This is a genomic window from Pyrinomonas methylaliphatogenes, assembly GCF_000820845.2.
In the GTDB taxonomy this organism is placed as follows: domain Bacteria; phylum Acidobacteriota; class Blastocatellia; order Pyrinomonadales; family Pyrinomonadaceae; genus Pyrinomonas; species Pyrinomonas methylaliphatogenes.
The window spans coordinates 14,288-32,888 of the sequence record NZ_CBXV010000005.1 but is presented as its reverse complement, the minus strand read 5'-3'; the positions used below and the strand labels follow the sequence as shown (position 1 = coordinate 32,888).

At 60.5% G+C, this 18,601-nt stretch carries 16 protein-coding genes; 7 read left to right on the top strand and 9 right to left on the bottom strand.

The genetic code is table 11. The features are described from left to right. Positions 1-7: 7 nt before the first annotated feature. Both PYK22_RS07275 and larE read right to left on the bottom strand, forming a co-directional pair. On the bottom strand, positions 8-1,288 hold the full coding sequence (locus PYK22_RS07275) for a Glu/Leu/Phe/Val family dehydrogenase (RefSeq protein WP_041975774.1): 1,281 nt from the start codon (positions 1,286-1,288) through the stop codon (positions 8-10). A gap of 109 nt (positions 1,289-1,397) precedes the next feature. Continuing rightward, on the bottom strand, positions 1,398-2,270 hold the full coding sequence (gene larE, locus PYK22_RS07270) for an ATP-dependent sacrificial sulfur transferase LarE (RefSeq protein WP_211197637.1): 873 nt from the start codon (positions 2,268-2,270) through the stop codon (positions 1,398-1,400). 351 nt (positions 2,271-2,621) lie between these two features. Between larE and PYK22_RS07265 the strand changes: the two genes are divergently transcribed. Genes PYK22_RS07265 through PYK22_RS07255 form a run of 3 tightly spaced genes read left to right on the top strand, consistent with a single transcriptional unit; the run spans position 2,622 to position 5,165 of the window. Beyond that, positions 2,622-4,043 carry a tetratricopeptide repeat protein gene (locus tag PYK22_RS07265; RefSeq protein WP_162199813.1) on the top strand — a complete coding sequence of 474 codons (1,422 nt, stop codon included), beginning with the start codon at positions 2,622-2,624 and terminating at the stop codon, positions 4,041-4,043. After that, the gene (locus tag PYK22_RS07260) at positions 4,024-4,656 is read left to right on the top strand and encodes a hypothetical protein (protein WP_041975770.1); all 633 of its coding nucleotides are present in this window, start codon (positions 4,024-4,026) and stop codon (positions 4,654-4,656) included. The genes PYK22_RS07265 and PYK22_RS07260 overlap by 20 nt, the downstream gene beginning before the upstream one ends. Then, complete coding sequence (locus PYK22_RS07255; RefSeq protein ID WP_041975768.1) at positions 4,653-5,165, top strand: hypothetical protein; 513 nt, start codon at positions 4,653-4,655, stop codon at positions 5,163-5,165. Before PYK22_RS07260 ends, PYK22_RS07255 begins: the two co-directional genes overlap by 4 nt. 287 nt (positions 5,166-5,452) lie before the next feature. Here the strand turns inward: PYK22_RS07255 and PYK22_RS07250 are convergent, their stop codons facing one another. The 4 genes from PYK22_RS07250 to PYK22_RS07235 all read right to left on the bottom strand — a co-directional run bounded on the left by PYK22_RS07250 (position 5,453) and on the right by PYK22_RS07235 (position 9,306). Then, the gene (locus tag PYK22_RS07250; protein ID WP_041975766.1) at positions 5,453-6,235 is read right to left on the bottom strand and encodes a hypothetical protein; all 783 of its coding nucleotides are present in this window, start codon (positions 6,233-6,235) and stop codon (positions 5,453-5,455) included. 358 nt (positions 6,236-6,593) lie between these two features. After that, positions 6,594-7,271, bottom strand: a complete 678-nt coding sequence (locus PYK22_RS17215; RefSeq protein WP_083437689.1) for a PEP-CTERM sorting domain-containing protein — start codon at positions 7,269-7,271, stop codon at positions 6,594-6,596. A 442-nt stretch (positions 7,272-7,713) separates the two neighbouring features. Further along, on the bottom strand, positions 7,714-8,484 hold the full coding sequence (locus tag PYK22_RS07240; RefSeq protein ID WP_157770737.1) for a PEP-CTERM sorting domain-containing protein: 771 nt from the start codon (positions 8,482-8,484) through the stop codon (positions 7,714-7,716). Between the two features lie 54 nt (positions 8,485-8,538). Further along, entirely contained in the window at positions 8,539-9,306 is a 768-nt protein-coding gene (locus PYK22_RS07235; protein ID WP_083437687.1) for a PEP-CTERM sorting domain-containing protein, read from the bottom strand. A 642-nt stretch (positions 9,307-9,948) separates the two neighbouring features. Here PYK22_RS07235 and PYK22_RS07225 point away from each other — a divergent pair. After that, positions 9,949-11,910, top strand: coding sequence for a tetratricopeptide repeat protein (locus PYK22_RS07225; protein ID WP_041975757.1), 1,962 nt, complete (start codon positions 9,949-9,951; stop codon positions 11,908-11,910). 49 nt (positions 11,911-11,959) lie between these two features. Here the strand turns inward: PYK22_RS07225 and ispD are convergent, their stop codons facing one another. From ispD to PYK22_RS07210, 3 genes are all read right to left on the bottom strand, one after another. After that, positions 11,960-12,664: a 2-C-methyl-D-erythritol 4-phosphate cytidylyltransferase gene (gene ispD / locus PYK22_RS07220; protein ID WP_041975755.1), complete on the bottom strand. Its 705-nt coding sequence runs from the start codon at positions 12,662-12,664 to the stop codon at positions 11,960-11,962. Between the two features lie 79 nt (positions 12,665-12,743). Then, positions 12,744-13,856, bottom strand: coding sequence for a PIN/TRAM domain-containing protein (locus PYK22_RS07215; protein WP_083437685.1), 1,113 nt, complete (start codon positions 13,854-13,856; stop codon positions 12,744-12,746). Between the two features lie 88 nt (positions 13,857-13,944). After that, positions 13,945-14,883: a LysR family transcriptional regulator gene (locus PYK22_RS07210; RefSeq protein ID WP_060635445.1), complete on the bottom strand. Its 939-nt coding sequence runs from the start codon at positions 14,881-14,883 to the stop codon at positions 13,945-13,947. A 186-nt stretch (positions 14,884-15,069) separates the two neighbouring features. Here PYK22_RS07210 and PYK22_RS07205 point away from each other — a divergent pair, with 186 nt between their 5' ends. The 3 genes from PYK22_RS07205 (at position 15,070) to PYK22_RS07195 (ending at position 18,595) form a co-directional block, all read left to right on the top strand. After that, positions 15,070-16,014: a BadF/BadG/BcrA/BcrD ATPase family protein gene (locus PYK22_RS07205; RefSeq protein WP_157770736.1), complete on the top strand. Its 945-nt coding sequence runs from the start codon at positions 15,070-15,072 to the stop codon at positions 16,012-16,014. Positions 16,015-16,038: 24 nt separating this feature from the next. Further along, entirely contained in the window at positions 16,039-16,947 is a 909-nt protein-coding gene (gene murQ, locus PYK22_RS07200; protein WP_041975753.1) for an N-acetylmuramic acid 6-phosphate etherase, read from the top strand. 154 nt (positions 16,948-17,101) lie between these two features. Further along, positions 17,102-18,595: a sodium:solute symporter gene (locus PYK22_RS07195; RefSeq protein WP_041975751.1), complete on the top strand. Its 1,494-nt coding sequence runs from the start codon at positions 17,102-17,104 to the stop codon at positions 18,593-18,595. Positions 18,596-18,601: the final 6 nt, after the last annotated feature.

The following is an 18,601-nucleotide window of genomic DNA, read 5'->3' as shown; positions in this document are numbered from 1 at the left end:
CCGCGGCTCAGGCGTAAAAGCCCCGCATCCGCGTATCGTAAGCGACCCGATCGATCGCCAACATATAGGCCGCCGTTCGCGTATCCACCTTGTGCCGCTCGGCGTAACGGCAGACGTCGTTGAAGCTGGCGACCATCACCTCCTGCAAACGCTGATTAACGACATCTTCGCGCCAGAAATAGCCCATTCGATCCTGCACCCATTCAAAATAGGAGACGGTGACGCCGCCAGCATTGGCCAGTATGTCAGGGATGACGAAGACGCCCTTCTCATGCAGGATGCTATCGGCGGCTGCCGTCGTCGGCCCATTAGCCCCTTCGGCAAGCACCTTACACTTGAGGCGATCGGCGTTGTGCGAGGTGATCTGATTCTCGGTCGCGCACGGGGCGAGCACATCGCAATCGAGTTCAAGAAGTTCTTGGTTGGTGACCTGCTCGGCCTCAGGATAATCTTCGAACGAACGGGTCTGCCGCAGGTATTCGAGCGCATCCGGGATGTTCAAGCCGTTGGGATTGTAGATCCCGCCGTGGATGTCGGAGATGGCGACAACTTTGTAACCCGCCTCGTAGAGCAGGCGCGCCGCTGTCCCGCCGACGTTGCCAGCCCCTTGGACGACGACGCGCGTCTGCGGCGGAGTCATCTTGAAGCGTTTGATCGCCTCGTTGATGACGAAGAGCAGGCCGCGTCCGGTCGCTTCGCGTCGTCCGGCTGAACCGCCCAACTCGACCGGCTTGCCCGTGACGATCGCCGTGACCGTATGGCGCGCATGCATCGAGTAGGTGTCCATCACCCACGCCATCGTCTGTTCGTTCGTGTTCATATCAGGCGCCGGGACATCCTTCTCCGGACCGATGATATCGATCAGCTCCGCCGTATAGCGGCGCGTCAACCGTTCGAGCTCGCCCTGCGACATCTGTTGCGGATCGCAGACGATCCCGCCTTTGGCCCCGCCGAAGGGGACGTTGACGACGGCGCATTTCCACGTCATCCACGCGGCGAGCGCGCGCACTTCATCGAGCGTCACATCCGGCGCGTAGCGGATGCCGCCCTTGGCCGGCCCACGCGCGAAGTTGTGTTGGACGCGGAAACCTTCGAAGACCTGTATGCGCCCCGAATCCATGCGCACCGGGATATAGACCTTCAGTTCGCGATTCGGAACGCGCATGACGGCGTAGAGATCAGGATCGAGATCAAGCAACTGCGCCGCTCGATCGAAACGCGACATCATCGATTCGAACGGATTTTCTTCCTTGATCTCTCTCGCATCATCCACCATCGGACTCGGCATAGACACCTCCTTGTACGCTGAAAGACTGTCGAATTTGCAAGCTGAAAGACTTTCGAACCGCCCTCCTTTAACGCTCCCTCGAATTGCGACGCGACGAACGATCCCGCCCTCATCCGCGCGAATCCTTTTGGCGGAAGATCTCGTTCATCGCGCCCGAACGGAACCCTTCCAAATCGAGCGTGACGTAGCGGAACCCGAGCGCGCGAAAGCGCGCCGCCAGTTCGGCGAAGACCTCTTTGCTCAGCGCGCGCTCCATCTCATCGCGGGCGATCTCCAACCGGACCAGTTCGCCGTGATGGCGCACGCGGAAGAGGCGGAATCCCATCGCGCGCAGGATCTCTTCCCCGCGCTCGACAACGCGCAATCGCTCGATCGTCACCGGTAATCCATACGCGATGCGTGAAGATAGACACGGCGTCGCCGGCTTATCCCACGTCGGCAGACCCGCTTTCCGACTCCGCTCGCGCACCTCGGCCTTGGTCATCCCGACCTCGATCAACGGGCTGCGCACGCCATGCTCTGCGGCCGCGCGCCTTCCAGGACGATGATCCGAAAGATCATCGAGCGTCGAGCCGTCGAGGATGTAGCGCACGGCGCGCGCGCGCGCCAGCTCCGCCAGTTTGCCGTAAAGCTCGCTCTTGCAGAAATAGCAACGGTTCGGAGAGTTGGCCTGATAGCGCGGATCGTTTAGCTCATCGGTCTCGATGAATTCGTGGTGGAAGGCGAAGCGACGCACGAGCGACTCGATCTCCGCCCGCTCATGCGCCGATAGACTTGGCGACACTCCGGTAACGCAAAGCGCGCGCGCGCCGAGCACTTGCGTCGCCAGATAGGCGACGTAGGTGCTATCCACGCCGCCCGAGAAAGCGATGAGCGCCGATCCCATCTCGCGAAGGAGGCGCCGCAGCTCCTCTTCTTTGACCGCGGGATCCTTCGCTGGACCAGAAGAGGGTGCGCTCGAGTCACACGTGCTTTTCGCCATCATCATTTCGCTTGGCGCGCGTTCTTCACTCTCAGCAAACCCGCCTTGCATGTTATCGCAGCCTCTTCGCGCGTTGCAAATGACGGCTCAGCGGCACGAACTGTGAAATGGAGTCGAAGTTAAAAGGCTCGATCTAAACTGCCCATCACAGCGGGTGAGGAACCCGAATCCCTTCGCGTATTTTTAGCAAGTTAAAAGGCTCGATCTAAATCGACCCTCACAACCGAAGCTCTGGGCATGTGGGGGGAGCGCGTTAATTCGCCCTCAAAGCTTGCGCGTTTGGCGCACGCTCGAGTCGGCATGGTATCATTTTTCCAAGCGCCGCCCGAACGACAGCGAAGGATGACTGATATGCGAAGAGCTCGCGCTTTAACGCCACGGTGCCGACGCGGCGCGATGATTTTGGCGGTCACGCTTTTCGCGTTCGCACTCTGTTTCGCCCAAGATCCGAGCGAAGAGGCCGATCCGATTAAACTCTTCGAACTCGGGCAGAACGCGCACGCCGCGCGCGATTACGCAAGAGCCCTTCAGCTTTACGATCAAGCGCTCGCGCTCCGTCCAGAATTCCCCGAAGCCGAGTTCCAAAAGGCGATGGCGCTGCTTGCGTTGAAGCGCACGGACGAGGCGCTCAGCGCTTTCGCGCGCGTCGTGGATCTCCGACCGCAGTGGGCCTTCGCCTATGCCTCTTTCGGCGCTGCGCTCTCGACGCTCGCGGGTCGCGAAAAAGAGGCCGAGACGGCGCTTCGCCGCGCGCTCGAACTGGAACCGCAGAACGGAGCGGCGCTCATGGCCCTCGCGCGGCTGCGCTATCGTCTAGGCGCCGTGGCCGAAGCGCGCCAACTGGCGCAACGCGCGACCGCGCTCCCCGAAGCGAAAGCTTCCGATTGGCGCGAACGCGCCCTCATCGAACGAGCAAGCGGCGATCTCCAAGCGGCGCTTGCGAGCCTGAACCGCGCCCTCGCCATCGCGCCGGATGATCCGGCGATCCGCTTGGATCGCGCCCAACTGCTGCTCGCTCTAGGCGAGCCGAATCGCGCGCGCGAGGATCTGCGCATCGCAGAAGCGCATCTACAAGACGATGCGGCGCTGCTGACGATCGCTAGGCTCTGGTCGCGAGTCGGCGAGCGAGAGCGGGCACGAAACGCGCTTGCCAAACTGAGCGAAGCGGCGCAGCAGGATCCTGAGGCCATCATCCTGCGAGCCGATCTGGCAACAGGCGAACTCGATGCTTCGACGCGCGCCGCTCTCGAACGCGCGCTCGCGCGAGATCCGCAGAACGCCGCGCTTCTCGCGCATCTCGGCGAAGCTTACCGCCGGATCGATCCCGAACGAGCGCTCGAGTATTTTCGTCGCGCCGTCCAACTCGCGCCGCAGAACAGCGATTATGCTGCCGGCTACGGCGCGGCGCTGGTCCAGGCACGGCGCTTCGCCGAAGCCGCAACCGTCCTGCAGCGCGTCCTCGCGCTCGATCCGAATAACTACGCCGCACACGCCAATCTGGCGACGGCGTTTGACGAGTTGAGACTGTACGAGCGCGCGCTCGCCGAATACGAATGGATACGCCGCGCGCGACCCGATCTGGCGATCGCCGATTACTTCATCGGGCGCACGCTCGACCTTCTCGGGCGCTATGAAGAGGCGTTGGCCGCTTACGAACGCTTTCTCGCGCGCGCCGATCGAGAGAAGAATTCGCTGGAGATCGAGCGCGTCAATCTTCGCTTGCCGAGGTTGCGAGAACAGATCAAACGCAGCGATGGGAAGAGGCGAGGATAATTTCGGAAGAGCTTCGAGCGCCAAACGCGCTCCTCGATTACAGATCCTTCGGAGCGCAAAGGCGGCCTGCGCAACGCTGATCATCTTGAACCTCGCCCGCGTTCTCTTTGCGCAAAACGTCTTCCTCCCCGCCCCTCCCCCGTACCGCTACATCCCCAAAGATGAGCGGGCGCGTCTGGATGAGACGAAGAACCTTAAGTCGCGCGTCGCCCTGAGCCTCGAACTGAGCGGAGAGAGGCTCAGTCGCGCCGAAGAATTGACCAATGAACAGAAGTTCGATGAGGCGGTTTCAGAGCTCGGCATCTATCAAGCGATCATTGAGGACGCGCTTCGCGCCCTCAAAGAGGGCGAAACCAAAGGCAACCGACGGCGCGATCTCTATCGCCGCTTCGAGATCGCTTTGCGCGGTCAACTCTCGCGACTCGAAGCGATCCGCCGCCTCATGCCGTCCGAACAGGCCGTCAACATGAACTCGATCATCAACGCCATCAAACGCGCGCGCATCGACGCGATCAACGCTTTCTACGGTCACGTCGTGATCCATGACATTGAAGAGAGCGCCTCGCAGGAAAAGTCCGCTGCCGATACGATGACAAAACGCAAAGAGCCATGAGATCGCTAATCGCAACGCTCGCCCTTTCGCTCATCGCTTGTAGCTCGGGCCGCGCCCTGGCCCTCCAACGCGACCATCTCACGCCGCAAGAGGCCGATCACGTGCGCGATGCGCAAAGGATAGACAAACGCATCGAAGTCTTCATCAAAGCGATCGATCGTCGCATAGAAGCCTTGCAAGGCCAGCCGCAGAATGCGAGCAAGAAAGGGCAGAAGGAGATCGAAGAGTGGGGCGAAGTGAAGGGCACGCGGGCCGACCTTATAGCCGATATCGCGGGCATCCTTGACGAGGCGATAACCAATCTGGATGACGCCGCAGAACGCCCCCCGCAGAAAGAGTTTCTGCCGAAAGCGCTGGAGAAGATGGCCGAAGCAGCTAAACGTTACGTCGCAGCGCTCCGCCCACTGCGCGAGCAGATCAGCGATCGGCGAGAGCGCGAATCGCTAGAACAAGCGATCGAAATGGCTGAACAGATCATCGCAGCCCATCAATCTCACAACGGCAAGTAGCCGACGAAATTCAGCGCCAGAACCAAAGGCGCTTAGGATCGCTCCGGCGAATCCCTGCGGTGGAGTCTGTGGCCGCCGATAATCCATGGGTCCACTGCTGACGCGGCGGGCACGAATTGCGCTTTCACCTCGGTCGAACCCCATGGTCCCTCGCCGACAGCGAGAGCTCTGAATAGAGCCGATGATATTCGGTCGAAAACCCACGGTCCATCGCTAGTCGCGCCCAATCGAAGTTTAATGAAGCTTCATCGCCTTCATCGCCATCGTTAATCGCACCCGATCGAAGTTTACTGAAGCTGCGCGAAGAAGAGCGCTTCGTCCGATTCTTCCGTTCGCACCAGCGGCGAGTCCTCGAGCGCGCGCCGCACGTTCAGGTCGGTCATTCGGCGCGACAGAGGGTTGAACTCGTCGCCCCACCAGAGAAAAGCGTTCTGAATCTTGCACAACCCGAACAGCGGAACTAAGCCCTTCTCGGCCACCACCTGATAACCGATGTTGCTCGCCATCTTTACTTCCAAACCGATGGCGGCATCGGCCAGGTCTATGTACGGAACATCGCTCGTCGCCTCGAAAGCGATCGCCGCTTGATCCGCGCCCGAAACGGCGAGCGTCGTGCTCTCGGCCTCGACCAGATCGGTCACGATGGCCCATTCTCGCTGCCACTCGCCCCGACGAAAAAGGTCCATCACCCGACGACCGAGAGCGACCTTGTCGGCGATCATCGTGTAGCTACATCCCGCCGCGTTGAAGAAGACCGCTTTGCGACTCGAAAATCTGATCTCCACACGAGCCTTTTCGTTGGCGATCCCGCCGCTGGCGACCGATCCTTTAGCATAGAAGTTGATCTGCGTGTCGCCCGCCGAAGAGAAGTATTTTTGATCCTTCGCCGGATCGGTGCGCGTCTGAAAGCTGATCCCGCGCTCCTCGATGTTGCCCAGATAGATGAAGATCCGCCCGCGCAGCAACCCGAAATCGCCGAGCTTGACCGGACGCCCAGGCTCCCAATTCCCATACAACGGCTTCAAGTTTTCATAAACCGCTTCCGTGTATATCTCCGCAATGCTGCTCATCCTATCTCTCCCTCACGCCGACGATGAAATCTCTCGGCTGTCTCACCGCAGAAGTTTAGACGCGATCTCAAAATAGACGCCTTTAGATCCTGTGTTTTTCCGCGCCGATCTCACCGCAGAAGTTTGGGCACGATCCCCTTCCTTCATCATCGGTTCCAAAGAGCGTTCCTCTTGACTCTTCGGTCGGAGTTCGCCGCTGAAACCCATCATTATTGGCAACTGTCGAGACTCCCTCGCTTAAAACTTCAAGTCGCAAGCCGCTCGCACTTTTAACAAGGCGAATGGTCCGAGCGCCGGGTTTGTCCTCGCCACCAAACCCGCGCTCGGACCAGCGTGCCGCTCTCCACGGCAAACTCGCTCACTCGCGCTGGCGGCGGCGTCTCCTCAACGCGCCAGCCACTCCCGCTAAACCCGTCCCTAAAAGCAACATCGTCGTTGGCTCGGGTACGGGCGCAGGTTGAGGACTTTGCAATGAGTAACGCAGTTGTGCTATCGCAAACCCATCTGCGCCGCTATCAGCTTGAATGACCACTGTCGTGAACGGGTTGGTTGAAGTTTGCGCAGCGAAGAGTCGGGCGCCAGAACGACCATTGACGAGTTGCGAGATAGTCCCGACCAACGTTGCACCTTGGTAAAACGACGCTGTGATGTTGTAGACGCCAAAGTTATTCGGTTCAGCTTCGAAGCCGAAGATGGAAGCTGGTTGCGAGAGTGTGATGGTCAGATTGCCGCAGCCGATACAAGAAGAAAGCACTCGTGGGGTGCTACTTTCCGTGAACGGCGGACTACCCCAGGTACTCCAACTATTAGGCACAGTCCGTGTTTGAACTTGGCTCGAAAAAGACAGCGTCATCGTCCCATCACTGAGCGACGTGATGTTAGTGTAGTCAGGATCGGTGATGGGAATATTAGTTGTGCTCGAAGTATAGGCCGCGGTCGGCTGTGAGATGGTGATAAAGTCGGCTCGCGCAGTACTACCACCAACCGCCACCGCCAGAAGAAGCGTCAAGAAACCGAAAGCAAATCTTTGAAGCATCTTTCTCCTCCTAACTTTACTTGTGAGGCACTCTGTTGGTTAACATCGCGTCGCAGTCCTTCTCCGGGGCACTGAAGAAGAGAGAAGCGACAGAAACTCGGCGAAGAATCGATACCCAGCCTTGACCGAAAGGATCCACAGGACGATCTATTCTTCGGCTCGGCGGCGGATCTCGCCACCGAGCCGCTCTCCCCATCGCTGCCAACACGAACGCTCTTGCGATGAACGCTCGTGCCTTCCGTTAAAGCTCACCCTCTATCTTGCTCCTAAAATCAATCCACCGTCCTTTGAAAACCCTTAAAATCATCTTGGATCTTTCTTAATTCTTCCTTGCAAAGCCGCGCAGGTAGTGGCTCGGGCAAATCGGCTTGTCCTCGCCACCAAACCTCCTTGCCCGAACCACTCGATTGCCGCTCTCCACGGCAAACTCGCTCGCTCATACCTACCGGCGCCGCCGTCTCACGATCCCAGCCACGCTGGCCAAACCCGTCCCTAAAAGCAACATCGTCGTCGGTTCGGGCACCGGAGAGGCTCCCGGCTGCTTGATCTCAAAAGTCGCCGTCAACTCACCGGGAACATTGTCATCGTACCATCCGGGATTGCCATGAAAGGCGAACGCATCGGCAAAGCCCAAATAGAGACGTGTCGCCCCGCTCGGCACGATGAACGTCTGCACGCTCCCGCTGCCTGTCCCCGTCAACCCATCGCCAATGAAGAAGACCTGCCGTAGCTGCGGCGCATACGTCAAATCGCTGCTGCTCAGACTCCCGCTCCCGCCTGTGTCGTACACCAATCGCGCCGGGGCGCTCTGCCCGGTCGGATCACCATCGGTAAATACACCGACCAGAAACATCGTCCGCCCTTGAAAGTAGATCCCCGAAATCCCATCGTAGGAGTTTATGTCCGTATAGTTGCTTGCGCACTGCCCGCCATCAGGACCGTTCGACGGACCATTGACGAAGCAGGTGACGTTGCCGCTCACGTTCTGAAAAGTGAGCACCAGTCCGCTCCCCGAAGGGATCGTCACATACGGAGCGGGAGTCCCACCGCCACCTCCGCCCGGCTGCGGCGTTTGACTGCCAGCCGGACGATTGGCTCCAAAGATGTTGGCCGTCCCCGGTATCGTCACCGTGAAGGTGTCAGCACGCAACACCGTCCCGCCACACAACACGGCTACGCAAACCACTGCCAATCTCACCAATAAAGATCTCATCACAATTTCACCTCCTAAAGAATCGCTCGCCATCCGCACCCGAACCGATGCGCCTTACCGCTTCATCCGATTCGAAGCAGATCTTCTGTTCCGCCTCCTCATGACACTGGCCACGCCAGCCAATCCCGTCCCCAAAAGCAACATCGTGCCGGGTTCGGGCACAGGTCGTGTCCCTTGTGCCTCAGCATCGATGGCCAAGTGGTCAAAGATTATCGCGTCATTTCTCCCTAACATTCTGAACTCAACGCTCGTAATGAGTGGATCGCCTGGACTAACAGAGAGCAGTAAATATAAGTTCCTGATGGCACCATCCTGATAATTAGGCAGCGAACTCACCAGACCTAGATCAATGCCGTTAACAAATAGTTTCGTCTCGTTTAAAAAGGTTTGGAAGTCAACAAGACCCACGCCGAACCTTGTAGTACCGCCATTTATATAGAAGATGACGTCAGAGTAAGGAGGCATGTTCTGCTGATCAGGTCGATTGATAAGCGTCTTCGTCCCGTCCCACGAGATGTAAGCGAAGGTCTGCGGCAGTGTAGTGATGGGGCCTCCGTTGGGATTCCTGAATTCTACAGAGAGGCGCGGAATAAGGGTGGTGTCCTCAAAATCTTCAATCAACATGCCGTTGATGCCTAATGCGGCATCCATAGCTGCAGTATTGGGGTTGTACACACTGGGCGCGAAAGTTACGACATTGATGGGACTCGCCCGCAACGATAATGAGAGAAAGAAAGTGATGCTGAGGGCGATCAGTTGTATTCGAAAAACAAGCTTAAACAATCTTTCTCGCGCGGCAAGTGCGACATTCGTTCGCTTCATGGTTCTTTCCCCTTTCCTTCTTCACCAGCTGGCTCGACCCGTCGCGCCGAGCCGGTCTCTCCCGATCACGGTGAGGCGCGCGCCTCACCCTCTCTCCATCTCTACTCGCTCAAATAAAGCGATTCTCCTCCACCTTCCACCGATTCCGCCTTTGGAAATCCTTAAATATTCCTTGTATATCTATCTTGAAGAAGATCAGCGCCTTGCCGCACGGCTTTAAGGGATCTAAAAAAAATCTTGCGCCCAACAGAAGCGGCAAGATGGCGAAAGAGAAGAGCTGGATTGTTAATCGAGATTTAACAGAGTCGAGCCTCTTTTCGCTATTGACCTTCTCGTGCGGACGGCGCGATAATCGGCTACCGCTCATCAGGCAGTGAGAGCCTTGAAGGTCAGATCATCTGCGCTTGACGAGCGCAGGAGCAGCAAGATTCGGGCCAGCGTGCCCCCAAGTTGTGATCCGATGCCGCGCGCTACCTCATCACCTTTCCAAGACGGATGAACGAGGTGAAGCGCCCGATTAACCCTTTGCGCGATTTTTTGGACTTGACTCAATCGAGTCTTGCTTTGCAGCCTTGCGGAACCGCTTGTCGCGTCATTCGAGTTTTAATTTCGACTCGATTGAGTTTTGGCTTCGAGTGAGCGATGCCCCGAACCACGGCCCCGACGAACCTCAATGAGGATATCGTTTACGAATTCGGCCCCTTTCGCCTGAACGCGCGCGAACGGATTCTCTGGCGCGACGATCGGCTCGTCCCGCTGGCGCCGAAGGCCATTGAAACGCTGCTGGCGCTGATCGAACGGCGCGGCCACGTCGTTTCGCGCGAAGAGTTGATGGCGCGCGTCTGGTCCGAGGCTTTCGTCGAAGAGGCGAACCTGACCGTTCAGATCTCCGTTTTGCGCAAGACTCTCGGCGACACGGCGGAAGCCCCGCGTTACATCGAGACGGTCGCCAAACGCGGCTACCGCTTCATCGCCGAAGTCAAAGTCCACCGCGGCGAAGAGGCCGACGAGGCCGCGCAAGCTTCGGTTGAAGCGCTGGCGAGCGTCCACCCCCACGAAGAGGCGCAGCCCGAAGCCGCGCCACACGTCCCGCAGGAGAGCACATCCGCGGCTTCTTCGCCTCGATGGCTGAACAATCGCGCGCTGGCGGGCATAGCGATCCTTGCGTTGCTCTTTTTGGCAGCCATCGTCATCACCTTCTCTCCGCGCTGGTCTTCGGGTGATCTGCGGCTTCGGGTGCGCTCGTTGGCCGTGCTTCCGTTCCAGGTCATGCCGGAGACGGAAGAGGCGGGTTTTCTCAGCCTCGGCGTCGCCGACGGCATCATCAACAAGTTGAGCCAGTACAAGGAACTGGCCGTGCGCCCGACGACCGCCATCGGGCGCTACAATCCGCCGCAAGATGCGGTCGCCGTCGGGCGCGAACTCGGCGTCGAGGCGGTTCTGACCGGCACGGTCCAGCGCGTCGGCGATCAATGGCGCGTCTCGGTCCAATTGATTGACGCCAAGGAGAATCGCCCGCTCTGGGCGGCTAAGTTCGACGAACGGAAGAGCGATCTGCTTCTGCTGCAGGACTCCATCGCGCAGCGCGTGGCCTCGGCGTTGGCTATGGCATTGGTCCAACCGCATGGACGCGAGGACACGACGAATACGAACAACAACGAGGCGCTGCAAGAATATCTGAAAGGGCGCTACTTCTGGAACCGGCGCACGCGCGAAAGCCTGTACAAGAGCATCGAGCATTTTCGGCGGGCCGTCGAACTCGATCCGAATTACGCGCTCGCCTATGTCGGACTGGCCGATTGCTACAATCTTCTGAGCCTTTACAGCGTGCCGCCGGCGGAGACCTTTCCGAAGGCCAAAGAGGCGGCGTTAAAGGCTTTGGAATTAGATCCGCAATCAGCCGAAGCGCACACGTCGCTCGCTTACGCCCTCTTTCGCTACGACTGGGATTGGCAAGGGGCTGAACGCGAGTTTCGCTACGCCATCGAGCTCAACCCGAACTACGCGACGGCGCACCACTGGTATGCGGAGTTTCTCGCGGCGATGGGGCGCTTTGACGAGGCGCTGGCGGAGATAGAACGCGCGCGCGCGCTCGATCCGCTCTCGCTCCCGATCAACACGGATGTCGGCGAGATCTTCTACTACTGGCGACGTTTCGACGAAGCCGAACGGGCTTACAAGCGCGCTCTGGAACTCGACGCGAGCTTCGTGCGCGCGCACTTCGAAATGGGCCGCCTGTACGAAGTCAAAGGGATGTATGACGAAGCGCTGCGCGAGTACGAATTAGCGAGATCGTTCGCGCAAGGGCGCTTTGCGGAACGGAGCGCGGGGCAAGCGGGCGAATGGCGCGCCGTGTGGAGCAACATGATCGCTTCGGCGACGAAGAGCCGGGCGCAAGGCGAGTACGTTTACGGCTATTCGGCTGCGCTCTGCTGCCTGCGTTTGGGCGATGCCGAATGCGCCATCGAATGGCTCACACACGCTTACCGAAACCGCGATCCAAGCCTGCCGTTCATCGCCGTCGATCCGCTGTTCGATCCGCTTCGTTCCGACCCGCGCTTCATCTCGTTGGTCGAGGCGATGAGATTGGATCGAGCCCATTGAATGATGACTTTTGCTCCGGCTTACAGGGCGTTGCCTTACAACCATCCGATCACGCGCCGGATCGAACGAAGATCGCATCGTGCAAAAGCGCCGCCGCGATGATGAAATCATCCGGATGCGTGATCTTGATGTTACGCGCGCTGCCTTCGACGATGTGGACACGGATGCCGAGCCTTTCGACGAGAGAGCTATCGTCGGTCGCTTCGACCGACGCACGCCGCGCCGACTCATAAGCGCGGCGCAGCAGATCGAACCGAAAACATTGCGGCGTCAATGCGCGATAAAGATGCGTGCGCTCTACGGTCCGCACGATCGCGCGCGCATCATCCGCCTCTTTGACCGTATCGACGATCGGCGCCGCGAGGATCGCCGCTCCGGTCTCCGCCGCCGCGCGCACGGTCGCATCTATCTCCTCAGGCGCAACCAGCGGGCGGACGCCATCATGGATGGCGATGATGCTCGTCGGTCCAGCTTCGATCGCCTGCAATCCACGCCAGACCGATTCCATGCGCGACGCGCCGCCGACGACGATCCCCGTCACCTTGCGCAAACCGTAACGCGCGAGCGTCTCGTGGAACCCCGCCGCTTCCGCCGCGGGCAGGACCAGCGCGACGCGCGCGATCGAAGCGCAAGCCTCAAATCGTCGCAGCGTGTGGATGATGATCGGCGCGCCAGCTATTTCGCGGAACTGCTTGCGGGTTTCGCCGCCAGCGCGTTTGCCTTCGCCAGCGGCGACGATGATCGCGGTGTTCATGGCGACGCGCCCTTCTTTAAGATGTCTCGCTTTGTAACCGTGGGCAGCACGGCCTTGAGCGGAAAATCGAGACGCGCTCTTAAGATGTCTCGCTTTGATCGGGATTGCGCGTCGGCGTAATGGCCGATCGGGCATCGCGTAACGGGCGGCGCACCGTCCCATTCGAAGCGCGCAGTTCGCCGCCTGCCGTCTCGCTCGACTCTTCGCACAAGCGCCCGAAGATCATCTTCCCGGCGGTCGTCTGCAACACGCTGGTCACAGAGATATCGGCGTTTTTGCCGATCATCTTGCGCGCGTTGTCAACCACCACCATCGTCCCATCATCGAGATAAGCGACGCCTTGGTTGTACTCTTTCCCCTCCTTCAGGATGAAGACGCGCATCGCTTCGCCCGGCAAGACGACCGGCTTCAGGGCGTTCGCCAGCTCGTTGATGTTCAGCACGGTGACGCCATGCAGTTGCGCCACCTTGTTCAGATTGAAGTCGTTCGTGACGATGACCGCCTCGAGCTGCTTGCTCAATTCGATGAGCTTCAGATCGACTTCGCGAATGGCCGGGAAGTCCGTATCGACGACCTGCACGTCGAGCTTGCTGTTGCTCTGCAAGCGTTGCAGCATGTCGAGCCCGCGCCGCCCGCGCTGCCGCTTGGAAGCGTCGGGCGAATCGGCCACCTGTTGCAGCTCGCGCAGGATGAATTGCGGGATGATGATCGTGCCGCTCAAGAACCCCGTCTCGGCGATGTCGGCGATCCGCCCATCGATGATGACCGACGTATCGAGTATCTTGTAATCGCGCCGCGTCGCGCGATCGCTGAAGATCCCGCCCAGCGCCGAAAGGTCCAGATAATCGCCTTTGGCCGCTCCAACCATTAGCCCGACATACGCCATAAAGAAGGTCAGAGCGAGCGTCAAAAAGGTCTTGGTTTCGGGCGCGACCGCCGGAGACTCTTGATGACTGATGAGCGTGCCGATCAGATAAGCCCCGATGATCCCTAGGATCGAACCGACGGCGGCGCCGATCAAGGTCTTGAGCGAAGCCCGCTGCACGCGCACCTCGAAGAAGATGATGGCCAGAGCGATCACTCCGGCGATGATCGCCGAGATCAAACGATGACCGAAGGGACGCAGGACGTACCCGGCGACGATGAGGATAGCGCTGAAGACCAGTCTGATGATGATGATGTCCGTGCGCATGGCGCAAAAATTTTAGCACGTCGCGGAGTTCGACGTCACGAGGTTAAACCTCGCGCTGAAGCCTATTTATGGCCGCGCCGCCTCGACCTCAAGCGCGCGTGCGCCGGCTCGCCGTCTTCGCCCGCGGTTGATCCTCGCCCTTGAAGTGACGACGACATAGACGGATGAACGTCTTACAAATGGGCGAATCGTAACCATCGCGCAAACGCGCTAACCCGAGCTCCCAATTGATCCGTTCGGCCCCTTTGATCCACCATGCGACCAATCGCCCTTCGGCCACTTCTTCGCGCACGGATTGCGACGGGACGATGCCGACGCCCATCCCCTCTTCGACCATGCGCTTGATGGCCGCCGTCCGACTCAACTCCATCGTCACGTGCGGACGAACGCCGGCCTGCGTGAAGAACTGATCGATCAAGCGGCGCGTGTTGCCGCCGCGCTCACCCAAAATCAATCGCTCCTGCGCGAGCGTTTCGGCATCGACGACGCGCCGCGCGGCCAGCGGATGCTCGGGATGCGCGATCGCCACCAGTTCATCGCGGCTTAACAGTTCGGTCTCGATACCGCGCGCTTCGACCGGCAACGAGACGAAGGCGATATCCAATTCGCCAGCGAGGATCTGACGCACCAGTTCGGCGCTCGTCCCCGACTCCACCGTCACTTCGGCGCGCGGATGGCGCGCGCGCAACTCCTGCAGAAGTTGCGGCAGAGGGTCCGAAGCGATCATCGCCGAAGCCGTCCCGATCCGCAACCTCCCGCTCTCTGCGCCCGCAAGCTCCTTCATCTCGGCGAGCGCCGCATCGTGCTCACGCAAGATGCGGCGCGCGCGCTCCAAAAGCCGCTCGCCAGCCTCGGTCAAGAGAACGCGCCGCGGCGTGCGCAGGAAGAGGCGCACGCCGGCTTCGCGCTCGAGCTGCTTGATCTGCATGCTGATGGCGGCCTGCGTGACGTGCACGCGATCGGCCCCGGCGGTGAAAGTGCCCGTCTCGGCGATGGCGACAAAGGCCCTGAGCTGTCTGATGTCCATGCGCCCTCGATTAGTTTAGGTTATCGTTTGAATAAGAGCTTTTAGTTTCCATTATGAGAGAGCGCGCGCTAAAATTCAATCGTGCGCTCTCGCGCGCCGATCAGGTTTTTCACGGGTCGAAGAGCAGTGATCAGAAGAACGGGCGTCATGGGACCAGATTCCGCACCTCCCCAAACAGCCGAAGAGATGGCCAAAGTCGAATTCTTCCTCGGCGTCGATGGCGGCGGCACGAAGACTCAAGCGGTCATCACCGACAGTTTCTATCGCGTCGTGGGCGAGGGATTGGCTGGCCCATCGAATCCGTTGCGCGTCGGCGTCGAGCGCGCTGCGGCGGCGATTCGCGAAGCGATCGATCGCGCCTGTCAGGCCGCTTCGATCGATCGCGGGAAGATCGCAGCGGCGGAGATCGGTTTGGCCGGGGTGCGGCGCAAAGATTGGCGCGAACGCATGCGCGCGGCCCTCTCCGATCTGGGCATCGATACGCTCGAAGTGGTCACCGATGCTGACATCGCCCTTTTCGGCGCGACCGATGGCGGCCCGGGAGTGGTCGTCATCGCGGGCACCGGATCGATCTGCTGTGGGCGCAACGCGCATGGACGGCGCGCGTGCACAGGTGGCTGGGGGCCTGTCGCTGGTGACGAGGGGAGCGGATCATGGATCGCGCGCCGCGCCTTACAGGCGGTGGCCCAGGCGACCGATGAGCGCGGGCCGCAGACTGCGCTCGTGCAAGCGGCCTATGCCTATTTCGGCGGCGAAACTCCAGACGAACTTTCGACGGCGATCTATGCGCCGGAGATGACCAACGAGCGCATTGCGGGTTTCGCGCGTCACGTCATCAATGTGGCGCGCGAAGGCGATCAAGTGGCGCGGGCGATTCTCGCCGAGGCGGGCCGCGAACTGGGGACGGCGGCGGCCACGGTCATCCGCCGTCTGCACATGCAACACGAAGCCTTTCCCGTCGCTTATGTCGGCGGCGTCTTCGTCGCGGGCGAACTGCTTCTTGAACCTCTGCGCAAGGCTGTAGCTCGCATAGCGCCGAAAGCCTACTTGACGCAACCGGCGATGGCGCCGGCGATCGCCGCAGCGCGCATGGCGAGGGAGCATCTCTACGCGCCAGCGCTCGCCAGTTGAAGCGCCATCGCGAGCGAAAAGTTTATGGACCAGGTCCCGATCACCGAGCAGGAGAACCCGCGCACCGCGCAAATCAGCGAACTGCCGACGCTGGAGATCATCCGTCTGATGAACGAGGAGGACGCGCGCGTCGCTGACGCCGTGCGTCTCGCGCTCCCGCAAGTCGCGCGCGCCATCGATCGCATTGTCGAGCGCTTGCGTGCCGGCGGACGGCTCTTCTACGTCGGCACGGGCACTTCTGGAAGGCTCGGCGTGCTTGATGCGGCGGAGTGTCCGCCAACGTTCGGCGTCTCGCCCGAGCTTGTGCAAGGGGTGATCGCTGGCGGTTACGAGGCTCTCTATCGCGCCGTGGAGGCTTCTGAAGACGATAAGGAGGCGGGCGCGTGCGATCTCGAGCGGCGCGGCGTCACCGCCGACGATGCGGTCGTCGGCATCGCCGCTTCGGGGCGCACGCCGTACACGGTCGGCGCCGTCGAATTCGCGCGCTCTCTCGGAGCTTTCACCGCCGCTGTCACGTGCGTTCCCGATTCCCCGATCACGCGCGCGGCTGAGGTTCCGATCGTCGCCGTCGTCGGCCCAGAGGTCATCACTGGCTCGACCCGTCTGAAAGCGGGCACGGCGCAGAAGATGATCCTCAACATGATCTCGACGGTGGCGATGATCCGGCTCGGCTACGTCAAGGGCAACCGCATGACCAATCTTCAGCCGCGCAACACGAAGCTGCGCGCGCGCGCCGTCCGCATCCTGCGGGCCGAACTCGGCCTCGATGAAGAACAAGCGCAGGCGGCGCTGGATCGGGCCGGCGATGACTTGCGCACAGCGCTCGTCATGTGTAAAACGGGGCGCACGCGCGACGAAGCGGAAGCGGCCTTGAAAGCCGTCCAGTGGCGCATCGCCGATGCCGTTCGGATGCTCGTCGGGAACGCGGAATAAGGCGGTCGCACAGCGAAGCTCGTTCGGGCTTCGCATCGAATTCGTCGGCAGCCCCGAGCGCGCTGACATCGCCGCACATTGAAGCTCGCTCGGGCTTCGCGATCGTGTTGGAAGTGATTAGGTCTACGAGACTAAGCTAACATCATCGACGCGCATGACGCTCCATCCGCTGGATCTGATCGTCCTCGTCGCTTACATGCTCGGCGTGACAGCCTTCGGCTGGTATTTCGGGCGCAAGCAGCGCGACATACGCGACTATTTCCTTTCGGACCGCGATGTCCCGTGGTGGGCGCTCGCCGGTTCGATCGTCGCGACCGAGACTTCGACCGTGACCTTCATCAGCGTCCCGGCTTTTGCCTTCGCCGCCAATGCGCGCGGCGAGGGCGGCAACTTCACCTTCTTGCAACTCGTCTTCGGTTACATGATCGGGCGGCTGATCATCGTCGCGCTCTTCATCCCGCTCTATTTTCGCGGCGAACTCTTCACCGTCTATCAGGTGCTCGATCGAAGGTTCGGCGGGCGGGTCAAGCGCGTCGCCGCTTCGCTCTTTTTGATCACGCGCTCGCTCGCCGACGGGATACGACTCTACGCGACGGCGCTGGTCCTTGTGGCGCTTACCGGCTGGGCTGATCCGACTTCGATCCTGATCATCGGCGCGGTGACGATCTTCTACACCTATCTCGGCGGGATGGCGGCTGTCATCTGGACCGATGTCGTGCAGCTTTTGATCTACATTGGCGGCGCGCTCGTTGCCGCCGCGATCCTGCTGGGCCAGATTCCGGGCGGGTGGCATGAAGTGATCGCCGTCGGCAGCGCGTTCGACAAATTTCGGCTCTTCGATTTCACGTTCGACCTCGCGCGCAGCTATACGTTCTGGTCCGGCGTGGTTGGCGGCGCATTCTTGACGACGGCGACGCATGGGACGGACCAGTTGATGGTCCAGCGTTATCTTTGCAGCCGCAACGCGCGTCAAGCGACCGGCGCGTTGCTCGCCAGCGGAGCGATCATCTTCGCGCAGTTCGTCCTCTTCCTATTTATCGGCGTGATGCTCTTCGTCTTCTACCATCGCTTCCCCGCCCTGCTGCCGGCGGAGGTCGCCGCCAAAGCCGATCGCATCTTCCCCCATTTCATCGTCACGCAACTGCCGGTTGGAATCGTCGGCCTCGTGATCGCGGCGATATTCGCCGCCGCGATGAGCACGCTCTCGTCATCGCTCAACTCCTCTGCCGCTACGGCGCTCACAGATTTTTACAGGCCGCTCCTTGCGCCGCAGCGTTCCGAAACGCACTATCTGACCGTCTCGCGCGCGTTGACGGCCGGTTGGGGCGTGGTCCAGATCGCCGTTGCCATCGCCGCGATCGCGATGGAACAGCGCGTCGTCGATGCGGTGCTTTCGATCGCCTCCTTCACCAACGGCCCGATCCTCGGGCTATTCTTCAGCGGCGCGCTCACCAAGCGCATCGGGCCGTTGGGAGCGCTCATCGGCGTGGTGTCAGGGATCGCCGTGATGATTCTCGTCTGGGCGCAGACGGCCATTTCTTGGCAATGGTATGTCCTGATCGGTTCGCTGGTGACGTTCATCATCGCCTATTTGGCCAGTCTGATCTTCGAGCGCGAGCCGATCGCCGTCGAACAACCGATCGATTGAGTGGCA

Excerpts from the sequence above, each read along its gene's own strand:
- PYK22_RS07275 (WP_041975774.1), bottom strand. The coding sequence starts at position 1,288 with ATGCCGAGTCCGATGGTGGATGATGCGAGAGAGATCAAGGAAGAAAAT.
- larE (WP_211197637.1), bottom strand. The coding sequence starts at position 2,270 with ATGGCGAAAAGCACGTGTGACTCGAGCGCACCCTCTTCTGGTCCAGCG.
- PYK22_RS07265 (WP_162199813.1), top strand. The coding sequence starts at position 2,622 with ATGCGAAGAGCTCGCGCTTTAACGCCACGGTGCCGACGCGGCGCGATG.
- PYK22_RS07260 (WP_041975770.1), top strand. The coding sequence starts at position 4,024 with ATGGGAAGAGGCGAGGATAATTTCGGAAGAGCTTCGAGCGCCAAACGC.
- PYK22_RS07255 (WP_041975768.1), top strand. The coding sequence starts at position 4,653 with ATGAGATCGCTAATCGCAACGCTCGCCCTTTCGCTCATCGCTTGTAGC.
- PYK22_RS07250 (WP_041975766.1), bottom strand. The coding sequence starts at position 6,235 with ATGAGCAGCATTGCGGAGATATACACGGAAGCGGTTTATGAAAACTTG.
- PYK22_RS17215 (WP_083437689.1), bottom strand. The coding sequence starts at position 7,271 with ATGCTTCAAAGATTTGCTTTCGGTTTCTTGACGCTTCTTCTGGCGGTG.
- PYK22_RS07240 (WP_157770737.1), bottom strand. The coding sequence starts at position 8,484 with ATGAGATCTTTATTGGTGAGATTGGCAGTGGTTTGCGTAGCCGTGTTG.
- PYK22_RS07235 (WP_083437687.1), bottom strand. The coding sequence starts at position 9,306 with ATGAAGCGAACGAATGTCGCACTTGCCGCGCGAGAAAGATTGTTTAAG.
- PYK22_RS07225 (WP_041975757.1), top strand. The coding sequence starts at position 9,949 with ATGCCCCGAACCACGGCCCCGACGAACCTCAATGAGGATATCGTTTAC.
- ispD (WP_041975755.1), bottom strand. The coding sequence starts at position 12,664 with ATGAACACCGCGATCATCGTCGCCGCTGGCGAAGGCAAACGCGCTGGC.
- PYK22_RS07215 (WP_083437685.1), bottom strand. The coding sequence starts at position 13,856 with ATGCGCACGGACATCATCATCATCAGACTGGTCTTCAGCGCTATCCTC.
- PYK22_RS07210 (WP_060635445.1), bottom strand. The coding sequence starts at position 14,883 with ATGGACATCAGACAGCTCAGGGCCTTTGTCGCCATCGCCGAGACGGGC.
- PYK22_RS07205 (WP_157770736.1), top strand. The coding sequence starts at position 15,070 with ATGGCCAAAGTCGAATTCTTCCTCGGCGTCGATGGCGGCGGCACGAAG.
- murQ (WP_041975753.1), top strand. The coding sequence starts at position 16,039 with ATGGACCAGGTCCCGATCACCGAGCAGGAGAACCCGCGCACCGCGCAA.
- PYK22_RS07195 (WP_041975751.1), top strand. The coding sequence starts at position 17,102 with ATGACGCTCCATCCGCTGGATCTGATCGTCCTCGTCGCTTACATGCTC.